The organism is Bacillus sp. PSXD-155, from assembly GCF_049310765.1.
Classification (GTDB): Bacteria; Bacillota; Bacilli; order Bacillales; family Bacillaceae_G; genus Bacillus_A; species Bacillus_A cereus.
This window is the reverse complement of sequence record NZ_JBMOWC010000004.1, coordinates 295,997-319,155: the sequence shown is the minus strand read 5'-3', so window position 1 is coordinate 319,155 and position 23,159 is coordinate 295,997. Positions and strand designations below refer to the sequence as shown.

The window sequence follows — 23,159 nt, the reverse complement described above, 5'->3', positions numbered from 1 at the left end:
CACGATAAAAACAAGGAATTTATATAGGAGGGATGTACATAACGTGATATAAAAAAAGACACCCTTATTTAGTGGATGTCTTTTCAGGTAAATCTTTTCGCACAGTATATAAAAAACGAGATATTTCTAATTTCTTTCCTCTGAAAAATTGCGGAGAAGAAATGTAAAGTTCTTCTTTCGCACGTGTAATGGCGACATAAAGTAATCGGCGTTCTTCTTCTAACGCTTCAGAAGTTTCCGTAACACGATCATTTGCATCTTTTAAAGAAGAAGTATGAGGCAGGATCCCATCACTCGCTCCAAGTAAAAAGACACATGGAAATTCAAGGCCTTTTGCGTTATGAATTGACATAAGTGAAACGGCATCTTTTTGCGGCATTGTTTTTAATGCTTCCATTTCTTTTTGACCTTGAATCGCCTCGTCAATAAATTGTAAATAAGCTGGAATATCGGTGAAACGAGTTGCAGACTCCATTAATTCTTCCAACATTTCTTCTTGTATGTCTTTATGCATCGTAAAGGAAGAACGATCGTTACTTTGTAAGTACTCTAAATATTTTCCTTTACCATGAATGATTTCTTTTAATGCTTTTTTCGGTTCTAATTCTTTAATAAATTTAATAAAATCGATGCGCTCATTTACCTTTTTCACTTGAAAAGGTTTTAAGCTTGGATTTAATAGTAAGAAATGAAGAAGAGAAGGGAAGCGCCCCTCACCATATTTCCATTGTTCACGTTCAATAAATGAAATACAATCATCACGTCCGATATACATCGTCGGCAATATGTTTGAAAGTGATTCTAGTCGAAACGGCTCAATCACGAGTCTTAAATGATCTAATACAGGCTTGATTAAAGAATGTTCATAAAATGATTGGCTCGCCCCGTGTTTAATAAACGGGACTTTATGAATGGTAAGTTGATCAAGTAACGAACGACTTACAGAATGTGTGCGATACAGTAAACAAAAATCTTTATAGTTTCGGTCACCGCTATCTACTTTTTCTTGAATGAGCTGTAAAATTTGATTTGCTTCATCAAGAGTCGTAGCAGGTCTTGCATAAAAAGGTTGTACACCTTCCTCACGAACGGAGTATAGCTCTTTATCAAAACGTTCTTGATTTAATTTTATAACTTCATTTCCAAGCCCGACGATAAAGGGATTAGATCGATAATTCGTATTTAGTGCAATGATTGTTGTGTTATCAAATTCTTTTGGAAAAGATAAAATAATTTGGTGACTTGCCCCTCGCCAGCCGTAGATAGCTTGATCATCATCACCTGCGATGAATAAATTATTTCTTGGTGTGGCTAACAATTTTACAATTTCATATTGTGCATACGATGTATCTTGAAACTCATCTACTTCAATGTAGTGAAAACGTTGTTGTAATTGAGTTAGTAAAGGAGCATTATTTTCTAACATATAATATGTTTCCAATAAGATGTCATCGAAATCAATATAATTGTATCGTTGTTTTACTTCTTCAAAACGTTCATATACTTCTTTAAATTCTTGTTCCACTGGTGTTTTCGCTTTTACATCTTTCGGACGATTTAATTTGTTTTTCTCAAGTGAAATCATCGCGAGTATCGTTTCCGCATCATAATCGTCTTTTAAACGCAATTCTTTTAAGATTTTCTTTATCATAATTTGTTTATGTTTTTCATTTGCTAAAATTTGCTGATTATACCCTTGACTACGAAGCAATTTTAAGAAAACAGAGTGGAATGTACCAGCAACAACATAGCTACTTGCTGCATGATTCATACCTGGTAACTTCGCAACACGACTTCGGATTTCTTCAGCTGCTTTTTGTGTAAATGTAAGTAATAAAATATTTCGTGGATGAACTTGTTTTACATTTACTAAATAACCAACGCGAGTTGTTAAAACAGATGTTTTCCCGCTTCCAGCACCAGCTAGTGTGAGAACAGGACCTTCTGTTGTGCGCACGGCTTCTAATTGTTTTTCGTTTAAAAAAACATTTTGTTGTTCGAGAGCGCGGAAATAAGCCACATCTACATCTTCTTCCATAATTAAATGGGTAGATGTTTTCGGAATATGATATGTCGCACGCGGAATATCAGCGTGTGTTAATGATTTTTGTGAAAATTTTTCTTGTGTCATATGTTCACCTTCAAAACTATAGCATCAACATTTAACTTTAGCGGAAGAAAAAGAAAATAGCAATGTAAAAAACAGGAGGGGTCACCTCCTGTTTTCAAATTACAATTCTTTTATCATTACAACGTGCGGGATATTTGCTTCCATAAATACATCAGAACTTGTTACATATCCAAGTTTTTTATAGAAATCTTCAGCATGTGTTTGAGCGTGAAGTTTCAATTTTTGTAGCGAATTTTCTTTTGCATACGCTTCAAGAGAATCCATAACAATTTTTCCAATCCCTTTTTTGCGATGGGAATTTAGCACGCAAATGCGTTCCATTTTTCCTATACCATCAAGGATGCGAAAACGTCCAGCACCAACTGGAACATCATTGTCATATATAACAACGTGTGTTGAAGTTTCTTCAAACTCATCGTACTCTTCTTCAGCAGAGACACGTTGTTCATTTACAAACACTTGTTTACGTACAGAGAATGCATCTCTTAGTTGTTCGTCCGTTTGTACAATCTGTGCGTGCAAATTAGTTGTTCCCCTTTCCAAGACGGAATGTTTCGTGTACAGTCCATGTTCCATTTTCTAATTGATATAGAAGATGGAAACGATCAATTGGTTGTTCGTAATAGAAATCTTTCATACGTAATCGGCCCAACACATCAGCATGCTCTGCATCTGATAAGCCTTGTCCGATTGTTAAGTGAGGTACGAAAGCATATTCGCGTTCTTGCGTGAATAACCCGCCATGCATTTCTTCATTTAAGAAAGTAAGTTCAGGTGTTTTTTCTACTTTAAAGTAAAGGACGTTATTAACAGGTGCGAATGAACCAACTTTCCCAACATGAAGGGTGAAAGGGTTCGTTTTACTTGCGATTGTATGTAGCTCGTTTACAATCGATTCTAATTGTTCATCTTGCGCCTCAAAGGGTGTTTTCAATGTAATATGTGGCGGAACTAATGCGTAGTGCGGGTCATAACGTTTACGCAATCCGTTCGCTTTATCTTGAATCATTTTAGATGGAAAAATTACAATGCCTAATTTCATGTTCCAATTCCTCCCTTTGTAAGTCTAGTTAGATTTTGAGATAAATAAATCTCTTTATCTATTATATCAAATTATTCTGAATACTGCTCTCTATTATTTCATTGATAGAATATGAGAGAAGGCTTTCGGTAAATCAGTCTGCCAATATTTCCAAGTATGATTACCTTCAAACTCCTCGTAATGCGTAATGAAATTTCTATCTGTGAGAAGTGTATTTAACTCACGGTTTGGTTCTACGAAATCAGATACTTGTCCATCAGTACGCTTTACAGCCGTTTCTTCTGTACCAATGACGTGATACAGTTCTAATGCTTGTGGATCTTTGAAGTCTTTTGCTAAGTTCATCACTGTCTCATCCACAAATGGTGATTGCATAACGACTTTACCGAATGTATGCGGATACATAAGTGCAGTCATAAAGGAAACTGTTCCGCCAAGAGAATCACCAATTAAAACACGACCTTTTCCCATTTGGTACGTTGGATAATTTTCATCAATATATGGTGCAAGTTCATGAGCAAGGAAACGAATATATGCAGCATTTTTCACTTCACTTGGGAAATATTTTTCTTTACGATCCTGTACATTTTTATATGGAATACCGACAATAATTGTACGGTCAATTTCTTCAGTTTCACGAAGGCGCTCAATTACACGGTGCGCTTTACCAAGCTGAAAATAATCTCTACCATCTTGTGCAATTACAACTGTATGTTTGTGCAGTGGTGTGTAATTTACTGGCAAATAAACGAGAAGCGTAACGTCTTCTTGAAGTGATGCGCTATAAAATGAAATTTCTTCAATTCTCCCTATTGTTTGACTCATGTAGATCCCCCTAAATAAAAATTTACTGTAACGATTGTAAGAGCGACGCTTGTAGTGAAAAAGGAAATAAATATTCACTAATTGGTGCCTTAATTTCTATTTTACCATAATGGTACGAAGAATCTAAAAAATTAGTATTTAAGTTACGAAAGAAAACGGATATAATGAAGTGGGATTTTTGACAGGTGAGAGGGGAGACAGGATTTGAAACAAGAAAAATCAATCGCACTACCATTGGCTATTTCTATAATTGCTATTTCCTTTGCAGCAGTTTTTGTAAAGATGTCCTCAGCACCATCTTCAATATTAAGTATGTACCGCTTATGGATTATCGTACTTATTATGCTGCCTATCGTATGGAAAAAAAGAGAGGAATTTAATAGGATTCAAATGAAAGATTGGTGCTTTTTAATTGGATCTGGTTTCTTTTTAGCACTTCATTTTCTTTTATGGTTTGAATCTTTAAAGCATACAACAGTTGCTAGTTCAACAATTATTTTGGCACTTCAACCGATCGTATCTTTAGTTGGAGGTTTTTTTCTGTTTAAAGAAAGAACAACATATTCAGCCATTGCAACGATGGGAATCGCTATTCTAGGCGTAATGTGCATTGGTTGGGGAGATTTAGGTTTAAGTAAGCAAGCAATTTATGGAGACATATTATCCTTTCTAAGTGTAATAGCAGTTGTCGGTTATTTATTTATCGGGCAAACGACAGTAAAGAAAGTATCACACTGGATTTATAGCTTTACAGTCTTTGCATTCGCAGGTCTTTTTATGTGGATTTATAATGTCATATTGCAAGTACCCTTTACAGGTTATACGAAGTGGGATTGGACCGTTTTTCTTTTACTTGCGGTTGTGCCGACAGTGTCACATGTAATTAATAACTGGCTATTAAATTATGTAAATGCAACGACAATTTCAATGAGTATTTTAGGAGAACCTGTTGGAGCATCTATACTTGCGTTCTTCTTACTTGGAGAAAAATTAAATGCAATGCAAATTATCGGTAGCATGCTCGTATTGTTTGGTGTATCTGTTTTCTTACTGCAGCAACAAAAGCGAACAGCAAAAAATGTCGTAAACGAGCCGGTGTACACACAGGAATTATAGTGTTAGGGGAGAAAAGAGAAGTTGTGATACTTCTCTTTTGTTTTATAGAAATACGGGCGTAGAAGGGGAAGGGAAATGGAGTTTCCATCAAAAAAAGATACATGGTTATATCCAATTTTTTTTATTGTTTTGGGTGCTTGTTTTGCACCAATTTTTGTAGGGAGAGAATATTTTCTTTTGCTTTTTACAATTCCATTAGCAATGTTGTTTAGCTGGAGTTGTTTTTTGGCAAAATATATTGCCCGGGAAGAAATAATTACGATTAGATCGGGTCTCGTTACAAAACGTATTTTTATACGAGATATAAAACAAATTTCAAATACGAAAAATCCAATAGCAGCCCATGCATTATCATTTGACCGACTTGAAATTGTTTACGATACACATAAAACAGAAAGTATTTCTCCAAGAAATAAAGAACAATTTATTAATCTTGTAAAAAGTAAAAACTCAAATATTGAAATCAAGTAAAAGAGTGGCTACAAAGCCACTCTTTTACTTTGGATTTGTCATATAAGGTTGTACATGAATGACACATAGGTCACGGAATTTGCCTTCAGCAGTTGTGACAATTACGACTGCTCTACCTGCGTTTTTTCCAGTAATTATCACGGTGTCGTCTTTTGGATATATGGTGATGATATCAGAATTCATATTTGACCAAATAAGCTCTTTATGCGTTGCTTGTATTGGCAAAATGGAAGCTGATAACACAATGTTTTGTCCCGTTTTTATTTTTAATTTATGTTTTTCCATATGAACACCGATGACTGAAATAACAGAAGGAGCAATTGAAATTTTAAGCGGGTTAGGTTGCATGTTTAAACAAGACGCAGAAGTATTTGTGATAGGTGAAAATTTTCGTGTTTGTTGTTGCTGGAAAGCTGCTAACATGTTGGAGTCCCCTTTCTGTATAAGTGCTGATACTCATACTATAAAGGAGTAGTGTTATGTTAAATTTAACGAAACATAAAGAATTTGTTAAATTTGATAAGAAGATTGTCGAACTGTAAAAAATCTCTGCTGTTATCGTAACAGCAGAGATTTTTTTATAAATTATGACGATGTTGTTTTTCGAAATCCTCAAATTGCTCTTCAACTTCTTTTGAAGGTTGTGTTAGTAAACTAACAATTACGATGGCTAGTAAACTAATAGCGAAACCTGGAATCATTTCATATAAGAAATCTTTTAAGAATTTGAATTGAGTCCATATAATAACAGTAGCGGCACCAGAAATCATACCAGCAAGCGCGCCCCATTTCGTCATACGTTTCCAATATAAGCTTAATAAAATAGCAGGTCCAAATGAAGATCCAAAACCAGCCCAAGCGTACCCAACAAGAGCTAAAATCGTATCATTTTGTTTAAACGCTAAAGCGCACCCAACTAAGGCAATAACAAGCACAGCCATACGACCGACAAATACAAGTTCTTTATCAGATGCAGAACGTTTGAAGAATGTACGATATAAGTCTTCCGTTACGGCACTAGAAGTAACGAGTAACTGAGATGAGATTGTACTCATGATCGCTGCTAAAATAGCGGCTAATAAAAATCCAGTAATAAGTGGGTGGAATAAAATTTTTCCAAGTTCAAGGAAAATTGTTTCTGGGTTAGATAATGTTAACTCTTGTTGTGAATAGTAAGCAATACCAATAAGACCAGTAAACATAGCTCCAACAACAGAGAAAATCATCCAGCTCATACCAATTCTTCGTGCACTTTTAAGTTCTTTTACAGAAGAAATTGCCATAAAGCGTACGATAATATGAGGTTGTCCGACATAACCAAGGCCCCATGCGAATAGAGAAATCATTCCTAAAGTAGAGGCACCTTTAAAAATATCTAGACGTGTTGGATCTACAGATCGAATTGTATCAAATGCAGGTCCAAGTCCGTTCGAATTCATAATTGTTACGATAGGAACAAGAATAAGAGCGACCACCATAATGATTCCTTGTACGAAGTCTGTCCAACTTACTGCTAAGAAACCACCAAATAATGTGTAAGCGACAACAACGCCTGCAACAATGAATAATCCAACATGATAGTTCATGCCAAATGAATTTTCAAATAATACAGCGCCTGAAACTAATCCTGAAGCTACATAAAAAGTAAAGAAAATCATAATAACAAGTCCGGATACTAAGCGTAGCATATGAGATTTGTCGTGGAAACGGTGTTCCAAAAATTCTGGAATAGTAATAGAGTTGTTTGCAATTTCTGAGTAGGTACGTAAGCGAGGAGCGACATAAAGCCAGTTTGCGTATGCGCCTAGTGTTAGGCCGATCGCAATCCAACTACTACTTAATCCAACGCTAAACATTGCACCGGGTAATCCCATTAAAAGCCAACCACTCATATCGGATGCTCCAGCACTTAATGCTGTTACTGCGGGGCCTAGTGTACGCCCGCCAAGCATATAATCTGTTAAGTTGGACGTTCGTTTGTAGGCGAAATAGCCGATTACTAACATCCCGAGCATGTAAATAGAGATAGAAGTTAAAGTTAACATCTGCGTACTCATGTAGTTCCCCTTTCTTTTGTCAGGTCTTTTGATGCGTTATGCATATTTATCCCGCATTAACGGGTAGCAAAACTCCCACCTTAAAATTGGCTGGGCAAGGAAGTTAGGTGGGAGATCAACTGTCCGTAAATGCCCGAATGGTTCAACTAATAATCAGTGGGGATGAACACCCTCTACTGATTAAAGTTTCACTTTATAATCTATCATGATTATTCTGAAAAATCCATATAGAAATACGAATTTTCAGAAATGTAAGCGTTTTTTGATGTCATTTTACTTTTTTAATATATAATATTCATACAAAAAACCTTATTTTTAATAGAGTATTTATTATATTTACATAAAAAGAGGTTGTTTTGTCAATATAATATTGAAAGGAAAGAAAAATAAAATTTTTAAAAAAGTATTGACTTGTGAAAAAAGTCAGGTCTATAATGAGTGCAACTTAAAAAAATGCAAGCGTTGATGAAGAAGAGTACACATGATGAACATGTCAGAGAGCTGATGGTTGGTGCGAATCAGTATGGAATTGATGTGGAATGGGCTTCGGAGCTTCCAAACCGAAACGAAAGAAGTAGGCTTTGGCGACATGATCTCATCGATACAAGAGACACGTATTGTTTTTGATACGGTAAAGTGCGTTACATTTGTAACGAATTAAGGTGGCACCACGGGAGTACCCGTCCTTTCTATAGGATGAGTACTCCCTTTTTGTGTATAAAAAATTAAATAAATGAAATCGTTTAAGTAAGAAGAGTACGTATATTGGAGACGTTACAGAGAGCCGGGAATAGGTGGGAGCCCGGTACGGTGCCATATACGGAATGGGCTTACGAGAGGTATGCTGAACAATTATTTTTAGTAGGCAACCCGGGTTCCGCCGTTACAAGGATAAGGTATAAAATTTGTACCTGAACAAAGCGGGATGCTTTTGCATCCAACACGAGGTGGTACCGCGGTATATTTATCGTCCTCTACATATTTTCGATATGTAGGGGACTTTTTTATTTTTCAGAGTGAGGTGAAGGACATGATGACGAAAGAAGAATTTATAAAACAAAAAAGAGAGAGAAAGACATTTTTAGTAATTACTGAAGAAGAAGGAGATAGCATTACGCCAATTTCTTTATATAGACGTATGAAAGGAAAGAAGAAATTTTTATTAGAAAGTTCACAGCTTCATCAAGATAAAGGGCGTTATTCTTACTTAGGATGTAATCCTTATGGAGAAGTAAAAAGCGTTGGTACGGAAGTAGAACGAACGATTTTCGGGCGAACAGAAAAGTTACAAGGTAACGTACTACAAGTGTTAGAAGAAATAATCGCACCATCACAAGTAGACAGCCCATTTCCATTTTGCGGAGGAGCAGTTGGTTATATGGGATATGATGTCATTCGGCAGTATGAAAACATTGGAGCGGATTTACACGACCCATTAAATATTCCGGAAGTACACCTCTTACTATATCGTGAGTTTATCGTTTACGATCATTTACGCCAAAGGTTGTCGTTTGTATATGTATGCAGGGAAGATGATTCAGCAGATTATGAGGAAGTATACGAAAGGCTACGAGTATACAAAGAGGAAGTGCTACAAGGAGAAGAAACTGAAGTAAATGCAATACAATCCACATTATCATTCACTTCTTCTATAACGGAAAAAGAGTTTTGTGGGATGGTAGAAATGGCGAAAGAACATATAAGAGCTGGAGACATATTCCAAGTCGTACTGTCACAGCGTTTACAAAGTGAATGTATTGGTGATCCATTCGCGTTATACCGAAAACTTCGAATTGCAAATCCATCACCATATATGTTCTATATCGATTTTCAAGATTATGTTGTACTCGGTTCTTCACCGGAAAGTTTGCTATCAGTAAGAGAGAATAAAGTGATGACGAATCCAATTGCTGGTACAAGGCCGAGGGGGAAAACGAAAAGGGAAGATGAGGAAATCGAAAAAGAACTGTTAGGCAATGAGAAAGAGCGAGCAGAGCATATGATGCTTGTAGATCTTGGGCGAAACGATATTGGTAGAGTGAGCGAAATCGGCTCGGTTACGATAGATAAATATATGAAAGTAGAAAAATACTCTCACGTTATGCACATTGTATCTGAAGTTTACGGAATATTGCGGAAACAAATGAGAGGATTTGATGCATTAGCGTATTGCCTACCAGCAGGAACAGTGTCGGGAGCTCCGAAAATTAGAGCGATGGAAATTATAAATGAGCTAGAGAATGAAAAAAGAAATGTATACGCCGGAGCAGTTGGATACGTTAGTTTTTCAGGAAATCTTGATATGGCGCTCGCCATTCGAACGATGGTCGTAAAGGATGAAAAAGCATACGTTCAAGCAGGAGCAGGAGTCGTTTACGATTCAGATCCAGTAGCTGAATATGAAGAAACATTAAATAAAGCGAGAGCGCTTTTGGAGGTTATGAAATGATTGTACTTATCGATAATTACGATTCGTTCACATATAACTTGTACCAACTGTTAGGCGAACATGAAGAAGAAATTGTAGTTGTAAGAAATGATGAAATAACGATAGAACAGTTAGAAGAGATGAATCCAAGAGGAATTGTACTTTCACCAGGACCAGGAAAACCAGAGGATGCTGGCATTTGTATCGACGTCATCCGCCATTTTTATAAGAACGTTCCCATATTAGGGATTTGTCTAGGCCACCAAGCGATCATAGCTGCATTTGGAGGAGACATTGTTAGAGCAGAACGTATTAAACACGGAAAAACATCGCGTGTGAAACATAACGGAACGTCAATCTTTTCATACGCTACACAGCCGCTAACGGCGATGCGCTATCATTCCCTTGTTGCAGAGCACACGAGCTTGCCAAAGTGTTTTGACATATTAGCGACAGCGATGGACGATGGAGAAATAATGGCAGTCCGTCACAATTATTATCCGCTCTTCGGATTACAGTTTCATCCGGAATCAATCGCAACAGAAGAAGGCGGAAAGTTAATACGTGCCTTTTTAACAGAAGTAAAAGAGGAGGAAAGAGTATGAATAGCTATCTTCGTAAATTAGTGGAGGGTCAACATTTAACAGAAGAGGAAATGTATAAAGCAGGACTACTTTTATTAAGTGAAAACATATTAGAAAGTGAAATTGCAGCTTTCTTAGTCTTACTGAAAGCGAAAGGTGAAACTGCAGAAGAAATATACGGTCTCGTTCGGGCTCTTCGCGAAAAGGCATTGCCGTTTTCGAACCATATACAAGGAGCAATGGACAATTGCGGAACGGGTGGTGACGGTGCTCAAACGTTTAATATTAGCACAACTTCAGCATTCGTACTGGCAGGAGCTGGCGTAAAGGTTGCAAAACATGGTAATCGTGCTGTTTCTAGTAAAACAGGAAGTGCGGACTTATTAGAAGAATTAGGTGTAAATATTAGCAGTACGCCAAGCGAAATTGATTATTTACTAGAGCATGTGGGCATTGCATTTTTATTTGCACCAGCGATGCATCCAGCACTAAGGCGCATTATGAAAATAAGAAAAGAGTTAAACGTGCCGACGATCTTTAATTTAATTGGCCCTTTAACAAATCCAGTGAATTTAGAAACACAATTTGTCGGTATTTATAAACGAGATATGTTATTACCAGTTGCGCAAGTATTACAAAAGTTAGGCCGGAAACAAGCACTTGTCGTAAATGGAAGTGGTTTTTTAGATGAAGCATCATTACAAGGGGAAAATCACGTAGTCCTTTTAAAAGATAATGAAATAGTGGAAATGATTATTGATCCAGAAAAGTATGGTTTTTCAAGAGTGAAAAATGAAGAAATTAGAGGGGGGAATTCAAAAGAAAATGCAAAGATTACAGTCGGCGTATTGAGCGGAGAAAAGAGTGTTTATCGCGATACAGTTTTATTAAATGCAGGTCTAGCTCTTTTCGCAAATGGAAAAACGGAAACGATTGAAGAAGGAATTAAACTCGCAGCACATAGCATTGACTCTGGAAAAGCATTAGCCAAATTAAACTTATTAATTGTAGCAAGCAACGAAAAATTAGAAAGGGTGAACTAAAGTGGGGACGATTTTAGATAAAATTGTAGAACAGAAGAAAAAGGAAGTTGCGGAGTTATATGAAATATATACACCAGTAAAAACAAAAAGAAAGACACATTCACTTGTAGAAGCGTTACAGCAGTTTACTGTCATTGCAGAAGTAAAGCGAGCATCACCATCAAAAGGAGATATCAATTTACACGTTGACGTACGAAAACAAGTGGGAACATATGAGAAATGTGGTGCAGGAGCAGTATCTGTTTTAACAGATGGTCAATTTTTTAAAGGATCGTTTCACGATTTACAAACAGCAAGAGAAGAAAGTAACATTCCGCTTTTATGTAAAGATTTCATAATCGATAAGATTCAAATCGATAGAGCGTATGAAGCGGGAGCAGATATTATTTTACTAATCGTAGCAGCGTTAACGAAAGAGAAGTTAAAAGAGCTGTATAGCTACGTGTTAGAAAAAGGATTAGAAGCGATTGTTGAAGTTCATGATGAACAGGAATTAGAAACTGCGATTGTATTAAATCCGCACGTTATTGGCATTAATAATCGTAATTTAAAAACGTTCGAAGTAGATTTAAGCCAAACTGAAAAGCTTGGAAAAAGATTGAATGAGGAGAAACTACTTTGGATTAGTGAAAGTGGCATTCATTCAAAAGAAGATATTATTCGTGTTAAAAGAGCTGGAGCCAAAGGTGTATTAGTTGGAGAGGCGCTTATGACATCATCTTCTATTAGTAGTTTTTTTGAAGATTGTAAGGTGAATATATGAAAGTGAAAATTTGCGGCATCACTGATGTGGAAACAGCGAAAAGTGCGTGCGAATATGGCGCAGATGCACTCGGATTTGTTTTTGCAGAAAGTAAGCGGGAAATCACTCCAAAGAGAGCGGAAGAAATCATTCAGGAGCTTCCAGCCAACGTGTTAAAAATCGGTGTTTTCGTAAATGAATCAGTAGAAGTGATCCAGAAAATTGCAGATGAGTGCGGGTTAACACATGTACAACTACATGGGGATGAAGACAATTATCAAATTAGAAGATTGAATATTCCGTCTATAAAGTCACTAGGAGTAACTTCAGAGAGTGATATGAAAAACGCCCAAGGGTATGAAGCGGATTATATATTATTTGATAGCCCGAAAGAAAAGTTTTATGGAGGAAATGGAAAGACATTTTCATGGGAGCTACTTAGAGATATGCCAAAAGAATTGCGAAAGAAAATGATATTAGCTGGTGGATTAAACGCTCTTAATATAGAAGAAGCAATTCGAACTGTTCGGCCTTATATGGTTGATGTGAGCAGCGGAGTAGAGACAGAAGGAAAGAAAGATGTAGAGAAAATAAAACAATTTATTATAAAAGCGAAGGAGTGTTCCAAATGAACTACGCATATCCAGATGAAAAAGGACATTACGGTATATACGGAGGACGATACGTTCCAGAAACGTTAATGCAATCTGTACTAGAACTAGAAGAAGCATATAAAGAAGCGATGCAAGATGAAGCATTTCAAAAGGAATTAAATCATTATTTAAAAACGTACGTCGGAAGAGAAACACCGCTATATTATGCTGAAAATATGACGAAGTATTGCGGTGGTGCAAAGATTTATTTAAAACGTGAAGATTTGAATCATACAGGAGCTCATAAAATTAACAATACAATCGGTCAGGCACTACTTGCAGTGCGAATGGGCAAGAAAAAAGTTGTCGCTGAAACAGGAGCTGGACAACACGGAGTTGCAACAGCTACTGTATGTGCTCTTCTCGGATTAGAATGCGTCATTTTTATGGGAGAAGAAGATGTAAGACGTCAAAAATTAAATGTGTTCCGAATGGAATTACTCGGAGCGAAAGTAGAAAGTGTAGCGGCAGGTAGCGGTACATTAAAAGATGCGGTAAACGAGGCGCTTCGTTACTGGGTTTCACATGTGCATGATACGCACTACATTATGGGATCTGTTCTCGGACCACATCCATTCCCGCAAATTGTCCGTGATTTCCAAAGTGTAATTGGAAATGAAACGAAAAAACAATATGAGGCGTTAGAAGGAAAGTTACCAGAAGCAGTCGTTGCTTGTATTGGCGGTGGTAGTAATGCGATGGGGATGTTTTATCCGTTCGTACACGATGAAGAAGTTGCTCTTTACGGCGTAGAAGCAGCTGGAAAAGGCGTTCATACAGAAAAGCATGCAGCAACTTTAACGAAAGGAAGCGTCGGTGTTTTACACGGATCAATGATGTATCTTCTGCAAAATGAAGAAGGGCAAATTCAAGAAGCACACTCTATTTCAGCAGGACTTGATTATCCAGGTGTTGGTCCAGAACATAGTTTGCTAAAAGATATTGGCCGCGTTTCTTATCAGTCGATAACAGACGAAGAAGCATTAGAAGCATTTCAATTATTAACGAAAAAAGAAGGCATTATCCCGGCGTTAGAAAGTTCACATGCTGTCGCATACGCATTAAAATTAGCGCCGCAAATGAAGACAGACGAAGGGCTCGTCATTTGTTTATCTGGCCGCGGGGATAAAGATGTAGAGAGTATAAAACGTTATATGGAAGAGGTGTAAAAAATGGGAGTAGAAAAAATTAAAGCAGCGTTTGAAAATGGTAAGAAAGCATTTATTCCGTACGTAATGGGCGGAGATGGTGGCTTTGAAAAATTAAAAGAAAGAATTCGTTTTTTAGATGAAGCAGGAGCGAGCATCGTTGAAATCGGCATTCCGTTTTCGGATCCAGTCGCAGACGGTCCAACGATTCAAAGAGCAGGGAAACGAGCGCTAGATAGCGGTGTAACAGTAAAAGGTATTTTTCAAGCATTAATAGAGGTAAGGAAAGAAGTGCAAATTCCGTTTGTACTCATGACATATTTAAATCCAGTACTCGCATTCGGAAAAGAACGATTTGTAGAGAAGTGCTTAGAGGCCGGTGTGGATGGTATTATCGTTCCAGACTTACCGTATGAAGAACAAAATATTATTGCGCCGTTACTTCGAGAGGCAAACATTGCGCTCATTCCACTCGTTACCGTAACGAGCCCTATTGAAAGAATTGAAAAAATCACGAGTGAATCAGAAGGGTTCGTTTATGCTGTTACAGTAGCGGGCGTAACGGGAGTACGTCAAAACTTTAAAGAGGAGATTCATAGTTACTTAGAAAAAGTAAAATTACACGTCAACTTACCAGTAGTCGCTGGATTCGGCATTTCAACAAAAGAACATGTAGAAGAAATGGTTACAATATGTGACGGTGTTGTCGTTGGAAGTAAAGTGATTGAGCTATTAGAAAATGAAAAACGAGAAGAAATATGTGAATTAATACAGGCAACAAAACAAAAAGAAGAGGCGTAGTCTCTTCTTTTTGTTTTGCGTAATAAATGTTAAAATATACAGAAAATACATATAATTTAGAGGGTGAGAAGACATGCTAAGACGGAAATTACTATATCTTCTTTTAACTGTACCACTATACGCTTGGCTCATTAGCATGACGAAAATAGAGTTGATGGCTCTATTTTTAGGATATGTATTTATCTTTTCCAACTTAAATCGCATTCAAGAACAGTCTATTTTAGAAATATGTCTATTTTCGATTAGTATAGAATTATTTAGTATCGTTTCGATTGTATTATTAAACGAATTATTTCTACGGATTCATTCATTTACATTAATGAAATTTTGGAATATTGTATTGCAAGCAATATGTACTTACATTGTGTTTGTTGTGTTGAAAAAAATAATCGGACAGCAGACAGTTTTTCAGGATAATAGAAAATGGGAGTGAATGAAAAGGGACCGCTTGGCTCCTTTTTTAAATCTGTTTTAAAAACAATTGAAAATCACAACATCTGTTATATAATAGTTAAAAATTGTATTTTAAACGAAATGAGATGATAACATGGCCATATTGTTGGCACTTATCCCAATTATGATGATTTTCATTTGTTTATTTTTATTTAAACAAACGTCATTAAGGTCTTCGTTAATTTCTTATGCTGTATGTGTTGGAATCGTTTTACTCTCGCCAACGTTTCAATTAGGGATAAGTGAAACTGTGCACGCAACGATTAAAGGGTGGTTAATTTGTTTTATTGTCGGGTACGTTTTATTTTTCGGTATTTTTTTATTTCACCTCATGAACAAAATGGGGTACATCGATCAAGTAGCACGTTTTCTAGAAGAAGTTACTCAGGATCGCTTATTACAAATGCTGCTTATGTGTTTTGGCATTTGCCCGCTTATTGAATCAGTAAGTGGATTCGGTATCGGCTTCATGGTTGCAGCACCTATTTTTCTTTCACTAGGATATAAACCATTTCAAGCTGTACTGCTCTCATTTATCGGCTTACTAGCTAGTTCATGGGGCGCAATGGCAACTGGTACGATTATCGGTTCGCAGCTAATAAATATGCCTCTTACAACACTTGGTACAAATACAGCGCTATTAAGTATTCCGATGTTTGCTTACTTTGTTATTCTTTCTTTACACGTTGTTGGCGGCTGGCAAGCGGTTATAGAAAAGTGGAAAGAAGGGGTAGGATTCTTTCTATTATTTTCTCTCGGAATCTATCTTTCTAATGCGTACGTAAGTGTTGAACTAGCAGGGATATTAAGTTCTATCGTTACGATTACATTTGGCTTTCTTATCATTAAATTAAAAGGAAAAAGTGGGCAAAATCTTATAACAGAACATGCCGCTGCAACGGAGAGAGAAGTATCCATTATAAAAATTATTAGCCCTTATATATTTCTAACAGTTTGTATTTTACTTTCTCGCCTCGTTCCAGCATTACATGATTTGTTCAGATCATATGCGGTTCTTGATTTGAAATCATACTCTTACAAACTAGAGTTACTATATTCACCAGGATTTTGGCTCGGTATGACTTGCTTATTTACTATTATTTTCTTCCGCATCCCGTCTAATATTATTAAACAATCACTCTCGCAAACGATCAAACAATGGATTCCTTTTGCTATTACTACGACAATGTTTATCGCCATTTCAGAATTAATGGGTGCATCAGGCATGCATTTATTACTCGCAAAGACAGCTGGTGAAACATTTGGAACCTTTTTCGTTTTCGTTGCGCCGTTTATTGGTGCTATTGGTGGATTTTTAACAGGTAGTAACGCAGGATCAAATGCAATGTTTATAAAACTACAAATGCAAACCGCACAAAACGTAGCACTCCCGTGGCAATACGTCACAACACTGCAAAACACTGCATCATCAGTAGCGACAATCGCTTGCCCGTCACGGATTACACTAGGTGCGTACTTATGTAATATACCGTATCGTGAAAATGAACTATTAAAGAAGACGACGTTAATGATTTTGGGTGCAATTTTGCTCGTAGTAGTAGAGGTTATTGTTTGGTATATGTTGAGAAATTAAAAACCCTCCTAACATAGGAGGATTTTTTTTATGAGTGGATAATGATTTAAATATGAATAGCTTCTACTAAATGAATAGGAGATGAAATGTATGCCCCTAAAAAACTACGGTGTGTTAAAAGGTACAGTTATACAATCAAAGATTGGAAAAGGGAAAACACCTCATTATCAAGTTCATTTACAGGGCGAGACTGGAGTAGATTATCGTATTGCTATTAACGTAAAGTCGCAAAGTTATCCGTCAGAAGTTTTATATTTTGCGAGTAACAATATTAGGTCAGAGGCGATTCATATTTTACCGACATTACCATTTGGTTTTACGGAAGTAAAAAATAATGAACCGAAAGTAGCTTTAGATTATGTAAGAGGAAATCTATTTGACTCAAAACAAATGATTCCTTTGCCTCCCGAAAAAGCAGGAGCAGATAATGATTTAAACGAAAAAATAGAACGTTATATAAAGCGAGCGATGGAAGAAAAAGCAATTATTTACGCGTTTGGCGAAAGATGGGGACCAGAAGAAAATACACCAGATTCCTATTTTCATTTCAAACCAGGAAACGGTATACATGATATTCACATGAATCAAGGGAATGTAGAGAAATGGAAAGGAGATAATGGTATATGGCAAGACGGAGGAATACTCATTCACTTTGAAAAGGAAGAAGAATGGATTGGTATCTTTCTTGCCTTCCAATCACAGTCATGGTGTACCGATGAAGAGGGGCATGCTCGTGTTCGGGTTGAACATTGTGATTATAAGAGAAGTAATTAAAGGGAAGAGCTAGTTCGTAATGAACTAGCTCTTCTCATTATGAACAAGATATATGTTGTTTAATGGTGAAATTGTGTTTGCAATATGAAAAACAGTGATAGGGTTATTGTTTTTCATTCGTATTAGAAAGTAGATACCAATTAGCAGTACAAGGAGGTCTACCTTTGAAGATAACGGAAGAAAATGTTGTAAAACAAATTAAAAAACGTAATGAGAAAAGCATTACGTTTATTATTCAAACATATGGAGGATTACTCAGCGCTATTATTAAAAAATATGTACAGAGCAATCAGCAAGATTATGAAGAATGCTTAGATGATGTATTATTAGCGATTTGGTTTCATATCGATTCATTTGATTCAAGTAAAAATACGTTTAAACAATGGATAGCAGCCATTGCAAAATATCGGGCAATTGATTATCAGCGGAAAAATGTGAGAAATCAGCAACAAACTGTCTGTACGGAGATTAATGATCGTCTGTATCAAGAACAAAGAAAACAAAATGACTTCTTAGACGTACAGGAACTGCTTAGTGAGTTGTCAGCAACAGATCGTAACATTTTTGAAAAGTATTATTTAGAAGGTGTACCGTCTCGTGAAATTGCATCCCATCTTAACGTGAAGGAGTCATGGATTCATAACAAACTGTCACGCGGACGAAAAAAGCTCAAACAGATTTTTATTTTTAAAAATGGAGTGTGAGGGCATGTCTATTTATAAAGAGTTAAATGATATTCAGTTGGATATCACAGAGTTTGAGGAGACTCCCTTAACCAAACTAGAGGAAAAGCAGTGGGAAAAACGTGTGAAAAATAAGCTCCGTAAAAACAAACATTCAAAAAAATGGTTCGGAGTCGCAGCAGCTTGCATGCTAATTGTCAGCATTACAGTGCCGCTTGGACAAACATCTTTAGCAAATATGCCATTTATAGCGGGATTAATTGAAAAATATATTGATAAACAGCAACCACTTGACTATTCTCCCTATAAAACGGCTATTGGGAAAACCGCTGAAAATAAATACGGTAAACTGACTTTAAATGAGGTACTAGTGGATGAAAATAAATTATTTATCAGTTCAACATTTGAGCCAGCGAAAGGTGTGAAATTTGATTACCAAACATATTTAATTCCACAGGTACGAATAAATGGGCGTGACTTTTCTAATGCAAAGGATGCACAATCAATTGGAGTAAATGATTCTATGTTTACAATTTACGGTGGTGTTGAGTTAAGTGAAATGCCACAAACTGATGAACTTCAAATCGAAATTACTTATGATACATTCAACAAGGATACTGTAATTGAGCAACCATGGATATTTGATATAGAAGTATCACAAGCTCAGTTGATGAAAGAGAAGCAGACGTTTGATTTAAATGAAACAATTGCTTTATACGATGGCAATAAAGTAATTGTTAAAAAAGTAGTTTCTACGCCGATTTCCACAACAATTTATTATGATGTGCCACAAAGTGCAAATGAAGATATTTATTTTAAAATCGAATCAGAATCTGGAAAAACATATATATTTAAAGAGGCATTTGTATCGAATAAAGGCGGAGACATTTCTTTTAGTAGATTTGATGGAATTAATGTAGCGGCGGGAAAATATTCACTTGTACCGTATTCGGGGAAAGAAAACGAAGTGATTGGACCATCTATTCCCATTCAATAACTTATTAAATCTGATAAATAATTATTTAAAGATAGAAGAGGGCGTTCAAAAAGAACGCCCTCTTCTTATTTTATAAAACGAAAAACTAACGAGTGTAGAAAGACAAGAGAACAGCAATGCCACACTAGAAAACGCAATGAGATACATATTATATTTCATAACCTGTCCAATTAGCTGATTACTGTCGTATTGAAACAGTCCTGCTATTATGTTGAATAAAAATAACACGATAAACATGACGACAACACCGTCTATTGATCCTTTAATGTCTGGTTTACTTAAAGCGATATGTGCGGAAATGCAAATGGCGATAAATAAAAATAACCAAAAGGAAGGATTCAATAAATTGCCGATTGTAAATAAGCTTTTCAATAATACAAACGTCGACAAGAGCATGTTTTGAATCATTTCTACATTAATAGAAGTAGAAGCAATCGTTTTTTCGAGAGTTGTATTAAATAAAAAATATGATTCTGGTACGAAATAGCGCATTAAAAGGATTAATGCAGTAATACCAGAAATAATAGGCCCAATGCCGATAAAGAAATTCCCAATTCGTTGATACACACTTTTTTGATTGTATTGATGTTGTATATAACCTAAAGCCCCTTGACTTGTATCTGTTGGGAAGAACTGAGTCGCCACAATTTTATGACGGAACAGTACGCACATAATGGCATGTCCAAGTTCGTGAATCGGAACACCGATCCAAGCCGTTAATAGGAATCCTTTTCTTCCAAAAGCTCTCGACCAATACATGCGTGTGAGAGATTCTAAATAGCCTAATAGAAATCCAATTACAATGATAACGCCAATTAAAGATAATAATTGGATTACGCTTGTAAGGAGTATTTGAAAAATTGAGTTTACCAATTCCATTTTCTTTCATCCAATCTGTTAAAAATATTATTTATTCTGTTTCATAATAGCATTTTTTTTCAAGATTGCTAGCACATATATTTTCTTTCGGAAGAAGGATTTCAGAATCTTTTTCTTGTAGTCATGTTTTATGTACAAATTCATATATTGAACTTGTAACACCCTATAAGGTATATGCTTAAGGAGGGATAAGAGAATGAAATGTCCGTCATGTCATACAGAAAATGCAGTAGAGGCAAAGTTTTGCGGGAATTGTGGACATTCGTTAACGGAAGAAGTAGTGGCAAGTAGTGGCCAAGAAGAAGGGCTGGAACAAGCACGTGCGGCACAAGCAAAGGAAGCTCGGCCAAATGAAACGGTAGAGCAAGCGAAGCGGTTTGCGAGCGGCTATTTTCAATTTTTTAAACATGCATTACAAGCACCGACAGCGATTATGAAAAGCGGCGCTATTGAAGTGCGAAATGGAATTGTAAGTCTTGTTCTTATTTGTTTTTTAGGAGCATGTATTTTTTATAGAATGATGAGTGCAGCATCAGCAGTTACGAGAACATTTGCACCAGATATATCTACTCCCACGTTTTTTGGAGAATCTATAACGGTCTTTTTCTTTTTATTAATTTTAACTTTATTTGTCGGATTTATTATTTTTGTAAGTGGTAAGATGATGAAATCATCTTTTTCATTTCTTGAAGTATTTGGTATATGGGGAACGATAGCGACGCCGGCTATTGTCATATTAGTCCTTTCTTTTCTTTTTAGTTTCTTATTAATCTTTTTCTTACCGATATTATTATCGGTAGTTGCAACTTATATAGGCATTAGTATAACTGTAGCCGTATTAAAGCTAGACAATGGCGGATTAGATCTCGTTTACACACTTATTATTGCAAATGTTTTAATTGGAATTGCAACATTCATTGTACTTTGGTCTTACATTAGCACGATAATTCAAGCCTTAACACAGGGAATAACTGGCTTCTAATGAAAAGGTGGTTGACTGGATGAATGTATGTACAAAGTGCGGAATTCAGTTTGAAGATGGTGTGCAATTTTGTCAAAACTGCGGGACGAAGAGGGGACGTCCTGTAGTAAAGAAGAACATGAGCGGTGGTGCAAAAGTTGGCATTACACTGTTAGCACTATTTGTTATAGTGATTATTGGATTGTATTTGTACGGATCGTCGTATTATACGCAGGTAGCACAAGTAGACCGGATGATTACGATTTTACAAGAGCGGGACGGAGAGAAATTAGCTGAGATCGTTACGGCAGATGATCCATCGGTTATGATAACGAGAGAGAGTATAACGCCTCTATTTTCATATATAAAAGAAAATCCATCATACGTGAATGAATTAAAAGAATATTTGAGACAAGGTGAAAAACAATGGGACGGAATAGAAAGAACTGATTTTTCATTAACGAAAGACGGAAAGTATTTCTTTATATTTGATCGGTATAAATTGAAAGTGAAGACGTACTATACAACTTTGCTTACAAATGAAAAAGGCGTATCGTTAAAAATGAACGGAAAAGAAATTGATAAGACAGATGACAAAAAGTTTGAGAAGCAATATGGGCCATTTCTTCCAGGTAATCAAGTATTTCAATCAGAATATAAAAATGACTATGTAAAACTATCGCGTGAGGAAAAGGTTGTACTTATGAAACAAAGCCAAAATAACGTAACGATAGATTTGACGCTGCAAGGTCAATATATTACAGTTCAAACGAACGCGCCTGGTGCAACATTGTACGTAAATCAAAAACCGGTTACAGCGCTGGTAGGAGAAGAAATTACATGGGGGCCAGTAGCGACTGATGGAAGTGCGACGATTTATTTAGAACGAAATGGAGAAAGCGGACGAGAAACGACACAAGTAGAGACGGTAACGGCACTTTCGTCTTATAATCTTTCATTCCAAAAGAAAAGTACAGAAAAAACAGTTGTTTATAATGTTACCCCGCCACCTACGACTGGGTATGTATATAATGGTTTCATCTTTCCTGATAGTGATATTCGAAAATTAACGAGCGCAGATTTAACATATTTATCGAAAGAGCAGTTGAAAATTGCTAGAAATGAAATATATGCAAGGCATGGACATATTTTTCAAACGAAAGATATGCAAGTGTATTTTGCAAAACAGTCTTGGTATAGAGAAAATCCTTATTTTAAAGGAACGTTAACAGATATTGAAACTTATAATATTGAACTAATCAAATCAAGAGAATAGAGCACTTGAAAAAGGTACAGTGTATATTGCTGTACCTTTTCTATCGTTATTTAGCTGGACCAGGATCCCTTGAGAAAAAGATATGAAAGAGAAATGTGACTTTACTTGATCCTCCTGATGTACTAGCTTGTATATGTGATAAAGGACCAGACGTTAGAGCAGCCTCGGAATGGGGTGGTACGACTATTTTGAGCGCATGATCTGATTCTGGTGAAGCAGTAACAGTAATTGTATCATCAGAGAAGTTTATAATTTTAACAGAACCGACTGGAAAGATGGACTTGCCAGCATGTGATGCTGAAGCGAATTGGGTAGCTTTCCAAATATCTTGCGCAAACGTATCATCGTTAGATAACCAAGCACGAGCGCTATATATTGTTGCATTAATGGAAAATTCTTGGTCAAGTGAGACGGCGGGTTTCGGTTCTTTTGGTTCTTGCGGTTCATCTGGAAGCTGGGCGAGAAGGCCGGCGCACATACATTTCACCTACTTTCAATAGT

Annotated in this window: 24 protein-coding genes and 2 other annotated features; of the genes, 16 read left to right on the top strand and 8 right to left on the bottom strand. The window is 36.4% G+C overall.

Annotated features, from left to right (window positions below; all coding sequences use genetic code 11):
• Positions 1-64 precede the first annotated feature (64 nt).
• The 4 genes from ACO6VI_RS06365 to ACO6VI_RS06350 form a co-directional block, all read right to left on the bottom strand.
• Positions 65-2,131, bottom strand: coding sequence for an ATP-dependent helicase (locus ACO6VI_RS06365; RefSeq protein ID WP_063546832.1), 2,067 nt, complete (start codon positions 2,129-2,131; stop codon positions 65-67).
• Positions 2,132-2,230: 99 nt separating this feature from the next.
• Positions 2,231-2,653 carry a GNAT family N-acetyltransferase gene (locus tag ACO6VI_RS06360; RefSeq protein WP_063546834.1) on the bottom strand — a complete coding sequence of 141 codons (423 nt, stop codon included), beginning with the start codon at positions 2,651-2,653 and terminating at the stop codon, positions 2,231-2,233.
• A gap of 1 nt (position 2,654) precedes the next feature.
• The gene (locus ACO6VI_RS06355) at positions 2,655-3,173 is read right to left on the bottom strand and encodes a YjcG family protein (protein WP_000765862.1); all 519 of its coding nucleotides are present in this window, start codon (positions 3,171-3,173) and stop codon (positions 2,655-2,657) included.
• 93 nt (positions 3,174-3,266) lie between these two features.
• A complete protein-coding gene (locus ACO6VI_RS06350; RefSeq protein ID WP_000084015.1) occupies positions 3,267-3,998 on the bottom strand; it encodes an alpha/beta hydrolase in 732 nt (243 codons plus the stop codon).
• Positions 3,999-4,202: 204 nt separating this feature from the next.
• Here ACO6VI_RS06350 and ACO6VI_RS06345 point away from each other — a divergent pair, with 204 nt between their 5' ends.
• Both ACO6VI_RS06345 and ACO6VI_RS06340 read left to right on the top strand, forming a co-directional pair.
• Positions 4,203-5,114 (top strand): DMT family transporter, encoded by a 912-nt coding sequence (locus ACO6VI_RS06345; RefSeq protein WP_098818474.1) that lies wholly within the window; start codon positions 4,203-4,205, stop codon positions 5,112-5,114.
• A gap of 75 nt (positions 5,115-5,189) precedes the next feature.
• Entirely contained in the window at positions 5,190-5,585 is a 396-nt protein-coding gene (locus ACO6VI_RS06340) for a PH domain-containing protein (protein ID WP_016513133.1), read from the top strand.
• 24 nt (positions 5,586-5,609) lie between these two features.
• Here ACO6VI_RS06340 and ACO6VI_RS06335 read toward each other — a convergent pair whose 3' ends face one another.
• Together ACO6VI_RS06335 and putP are read right to left on the bottom strand one after the other, a co-directional pair.
• Positions 5,610-6,008 (bottom strand): Ig-like domain-containing protein, encoded by a 399-nt coding sequence (locus ACO6VI_RS06335; RefSeq protein ID WP_088020513.1) that lies wholly within the window; start codon positions 6,006-6,008, stop codon positions 5,610-5,612.
• Between the two features lie 155 nt (positions 6,009-6,163).
• On the bottom strand, positions 6,164-7,642 hold the full coding sequence (gene putP / locus ACO6VI_RS06330; protein WP_000107210.1) for a sodium/proline symporter PutP: 1,479 nt from the start codon (positions 7,640-7,642) through the stop codon (positions 6,164-6,166).
• Positions 7,643-8,095: 453 nt separating this feature from the next.
• Positions 8,096-8,333 (top strand) — a binding site (T-box leader).
• Between the two features lie 42 nt (positions 8,334-8,375).
• Positions 8,376-8,620, top strand: a binding site (T-box leader).
• 52 nt (positions 8,621-8,672) lie between these two features.
• Between putP and trpE the strand changes: the two genes are divergently transcribed.
• The 12 genes from trpE to ACO6VI_RS06270 all read left to right on the top strand — a co-directional run bounded on the left by trpE (position 8,673) and on the right by ACO6VI_RS06270 (position 19,542).
• A complete protein-coding gene (gene trpE / locus ACO6VI_RS06325; protein WP_140157269.1) occupies positions 8,673-10,091 on the top strand; it encodes an anthranilate synthase component I in 1,419 nt (472 codons plus the stop codon).
• Positions 10,088-10,675, top strand: a complete 588-nt coding sequence (locus ACO6VI_RS06320) for an aminodeoxychorismate/anthranilate synthase component II (RefSeq protein ID WP_000636319.1) — start codon at positions 10,088-10,090, stop codon at positions 10,673-10,675. The genes trpE and ACO6VI_RS06320 overlap by 4 nt, the downstream gene beginning before the upstream one ends.
• Positions 10,672-11,697 carry an anthranilate phosphoribosyltransferase gene (trpD, locus tag ACO6VI_RS06315; RefSeq protein ID WP_001089856.1) on the top strand — a complete coding sequence of 342 codons (1,026 nt, stop codon included), beginning with the start codon at positions 10,672-10,674 and terminating at the stop codon, positions 11,695-11,697. The genes ACO6VI_RS06320 and trpD overlap by 4 nt, the downstream gene beginning before the upstream one ends.
• Position 11,698: 1 nt before the next feature.
• Positions 11,699-12,460, top strand: coding sequence for an indole-3-glycerol phosphate synthase TrpC (gene trpC, locus ACO6VI_RS06310; RefSeq protein ID WP_000536699.1), 762 nt, complete (start codon positions 11,699-11,701; stop codon positions 12,458-12,460).
• Positions 12,457-13,071, top strand: coding sequence for a phosphoribosylanthranilate isomerase (locus ACO6VI_RS06305; protein WP_000865142.1), 615 nt, complete (start codon positions 12,457-12,459; stop codon positions 13,069-13,071). Before trpC ends, ACO6VI_RS06305 begins: the two co-directional genes overlap by 4 nt.
• Positions 13,068-14,261 (top strand): tryptophan synthase subunit beta, encoded by a 1,194-nt coding sequence (gene trpB / locus ACO6VI_RS06300; protein ID WP_001105036.1) that lies wholly within the window; start codon positions 13,068-13,070, stop codon positions 14,259-14,261. Before ACO6VI_RS06305 ends, trpB begins: the two co-directional genes overlap by 4 nt.
• A 3-nt stretch (positions 14,262-14,264) precedes the next feature.
• Complete coding sequence (trpA, locus tag ACO6VI_RS06295) at positions 14,265-15,041, top strand: tryptophan synthase subunit alpha (protein WP_063546850.1); 777 nt, start codon at positions 14,265-14,267, stop codon at positions 15,039-15,041.
• A gap of 73 nt (positions 15,042-15,114) precedes the next feature.
• Positions 15,115-15,474 (top strand): DUF4029 domain-containing protein, encoded by a 360-nt coding sequence (locus tag ACO6VI_RS06290; RefSeq protein WP_161519986.1) that lies wholly within the window; start codon positions 15,115-15,117, stop codon positions 15,472-15,474.
• Between the two features lie 114 nt (positions 15,475-15,588).
• A complete protein-coding gene (locus ACO6VI_RS06285) occupies positions 15,589-17,088 on the top strand; it encodes an L-lactate permease (protein ID WP_161519987.1) in 1,500 nt (499 codons plus the stop codon).
• A gap of 90 nt (positions 17,089-17,178) precedes the next feature.
• Complete coding sequence (locus tag ACO6VI_RS06280; RefSeq protein WP_161519988.1) at positions 17,179-17,862, top strand: DUF2278 family protein; 684 nt, start codon at positions 17,179-17,181, stop codon at positions 17,860-17,862.
• Positions 17,863-18,026: 164 nt separating this feature from the next.
• On the top strand, positions 18,027-18,566 hold the full coding sequence (locus ACO6VI_RS06275) for a sigma-70 family RNA polymerase sigma factor (RefSeq protein ID WP_063546863.1): 540 nt from the start codon (positions 18,027-18,029) through the stop codon (positions 18,564-18,566).
• 4 nt (positions 18,567-18,570) lie between these two features.
• On the top strand, positions 18,571-19,542 hold the full coding sequence (locus tag ACO6VI_RS06270) for a DUF4179 domain-containing protein (RefSeq protein WP_063546865.1): 972 nt from the start codon (positions 18,571-18,573) through the stop codon (positions 19,540-19,542).
• 45 nt (positions 19,543-19,587) lie between these two features.
• Here ACO6VI_RS06270 and ACO6VI_RS06265 read toward each other — a convergent pair whose 3' ends face one another.
• Entirely contained in the window at positions 19,588-20,421 is an 834-nt protein-coding gene (locus tag ACO6VI_RS06265) for a hypothetical protein (RefSeq protein WP_000424522.1), read from the bottom strand.
• A gap of 196 nt (positions 20,422-20,617) precedes the next feature.
• Here ACO6VI_RS06265 and ACO6VI_RS06260 point away from each other — a divergent pair, with 196 nt between their 5' ends.
• Together ACO6VI_RS06260 and ACO6VI_RS06255 are read left to right on the top strand one after the other, a co-directional pair.
• The gene (locus tag ACO6VI_RS06260; protein ID WP_161519989.1) at positions 20,618-21,403 is read left to right on the top strand and encodes a zinc ribbon domain-containing protein; all 786 of its coding nucleotides are present in this window, start codon (positions 20,618-20,620) and stop codon (positions 21,401-21,403) included.
• Between the two features lie 19 nt (positions 21,404-21,422).
• The gene (locus ACO6VI_RS06255) at positions 21,423-22,658 is read left to right on the top strand and encodes a TcaA 3rd/4th domain-containing protein (protein ID WP_161519990.1); all 1,236 of its coding nucleotides are present in this window, start codon (positions 21,423-21,425) and stop codon (positions 22,656-22,658) included.
• Positions 22,659-22,704: 46 nt separating this feature from the next.
• Here ACO6VI_RS06255 and ACO6VI_RS06250 read toward each other — a convergent pair whose 3' ends face one another.
• Positions 22,705-23,136, bottom strand: coding sequence for a hypothetical protein (locus ACO6VI_RS06250; RefSeq protein WP_000332407.1), 432 nt, complete (start codon positions 23,134-23,136; stop codon positions 22,705-22,707).
• Positions 23,137-23,159: the final 23 nt, after the last annotated feature.

Coding starts and splice junctions, on each gene's coding strand:
- ACO6VI_RS06265 (WP_000424522.1), bottom strand. CDS start 20,421: ATGGAATTGGTAAACTCAATTTTTCAAATACTCCTTACAAGCGTAATC.
- ACO6VI_RS06320 (WP_000636319.1), top strand. CDS start 10,088: ATGATTGTACTTATCGATAATTACGATTCGTTCACATATAACTTGTAC.
- ACO6VI_RS06365 (WP_063546832.1), bottom strand. CDS start 2,131: ATGACACAAGAAAAATTTTCACAAAAATCATTAACACACGCTGATATT.
- ACO6VI_RS06290 (WP_161519986.1), top strand. CDS start 15,115: ATGCTAAGACGGAAATTACTATATCTTCTTTTAACTGTACCACTATAC.
- ACO6VI_RS06250 (WP_000332407.1), bottom strand. CDS start 23,136: ATGTGCGCCGGCCTTCTCGCCCAGCTTCCAGATGAACCGCAAGAACCA.
- ACO6VI_RS06305 (WP_000865142.1), top strand. CDS start 12,457: ATGAAAGTGAAAATTTGCGGCATCACTGATGTGGAAACAGCGAAAAGT.
- ACO6VI_RS06285 (WP_161519987.1), top strand. CDS start 15,589: ATGGCCATATTGTTGGCACTTATCCCAATTATGATGATTTTCATTTGT.
- putP (WP_000107210.1), bottom strand. CDS start 7,642: ATGAGTACGCAGATGTTAACTTTAACTTCTATCTCTATTTACATGCTC.
- ACO6VI_RS06270 (WP_063546865.1), top strand. CDS start 18,571: ATGTCTATTTATAAAGAGTTAAATGATATTCAGTTGGATATCACAGAG.
- trpA (WP_063546850.1), top strand. CDS start 14,265: ATGGGAGTAGAAAAAATTAAAGCAGCGTTTGAAAATGGTAAGAAAGCA.
- trpE (WP_140157269.1), top strand. CDS start 8,673: ATGATGACGAAAGAAGAATTTATAAAACAAAAAAGAGAGAGAAAGACA.
- ACO6VI_RS06335 (WP_088020513.1), bottom strand. CDS start 6,008: ATGTTAGCAGCTTTCCAGCAACAACAAACACGAAAATTTTCACCTATC.
- ACO6VI_RS06280 (WP_161519988.1), top strand. CDS start 17,179: ATGCCCCTAAAAAACTACGGTGTGTTAAAAGGTACAGTTATACAATCA.
- trpB (WP_001105036.1), top strand. CDS start 13,068: ATGAACTACGCATATCCAGATGAAAAAGGACATTACGGTATATACGGA.
- trpD (WP_001089856.1), top strand. CDS start 10,672: ATGAATAGCTATCTTCGTAAATTAGTGGAGGGTCAACATTTAACAGAA.
- ACO6VI_RS06255 (WP_161519990.1), top strand. CDS start 21,423: ATGAATGTATGTACAAAGTGCGGAATTCAGTTTGAAGATGGTGTGCAA.
- ACO6VI_RS06350 (WP_000084015.1), bottom strand. CDS start 3,998: ATGAGTCAAACAATAGGGAGAATTGAAGAAATTTCATTTTATAGCGCA.
- ACO6VI_RS06260 (WP_161519989.1), top strand. CDS start 20,618: ATGAAATGTCCGTCATGTCATACAGAAAATGCAGTAGAGGCAAAGTTT.
- ACO6VI_RS06355 (WP_000765862.1), bottom strand. CDS start 3,173: ATGAAATTAGGCATTGTAATTTTTCCATCTAAAATGATTCAAGATAAA.
- ACO6VI_RS06340 (WP_016513133.1), top strand. CDS start 5,190: ATGGAGTTTCCATCAAAAAAAGATACATGGTTATATCCAATTTTTTTT.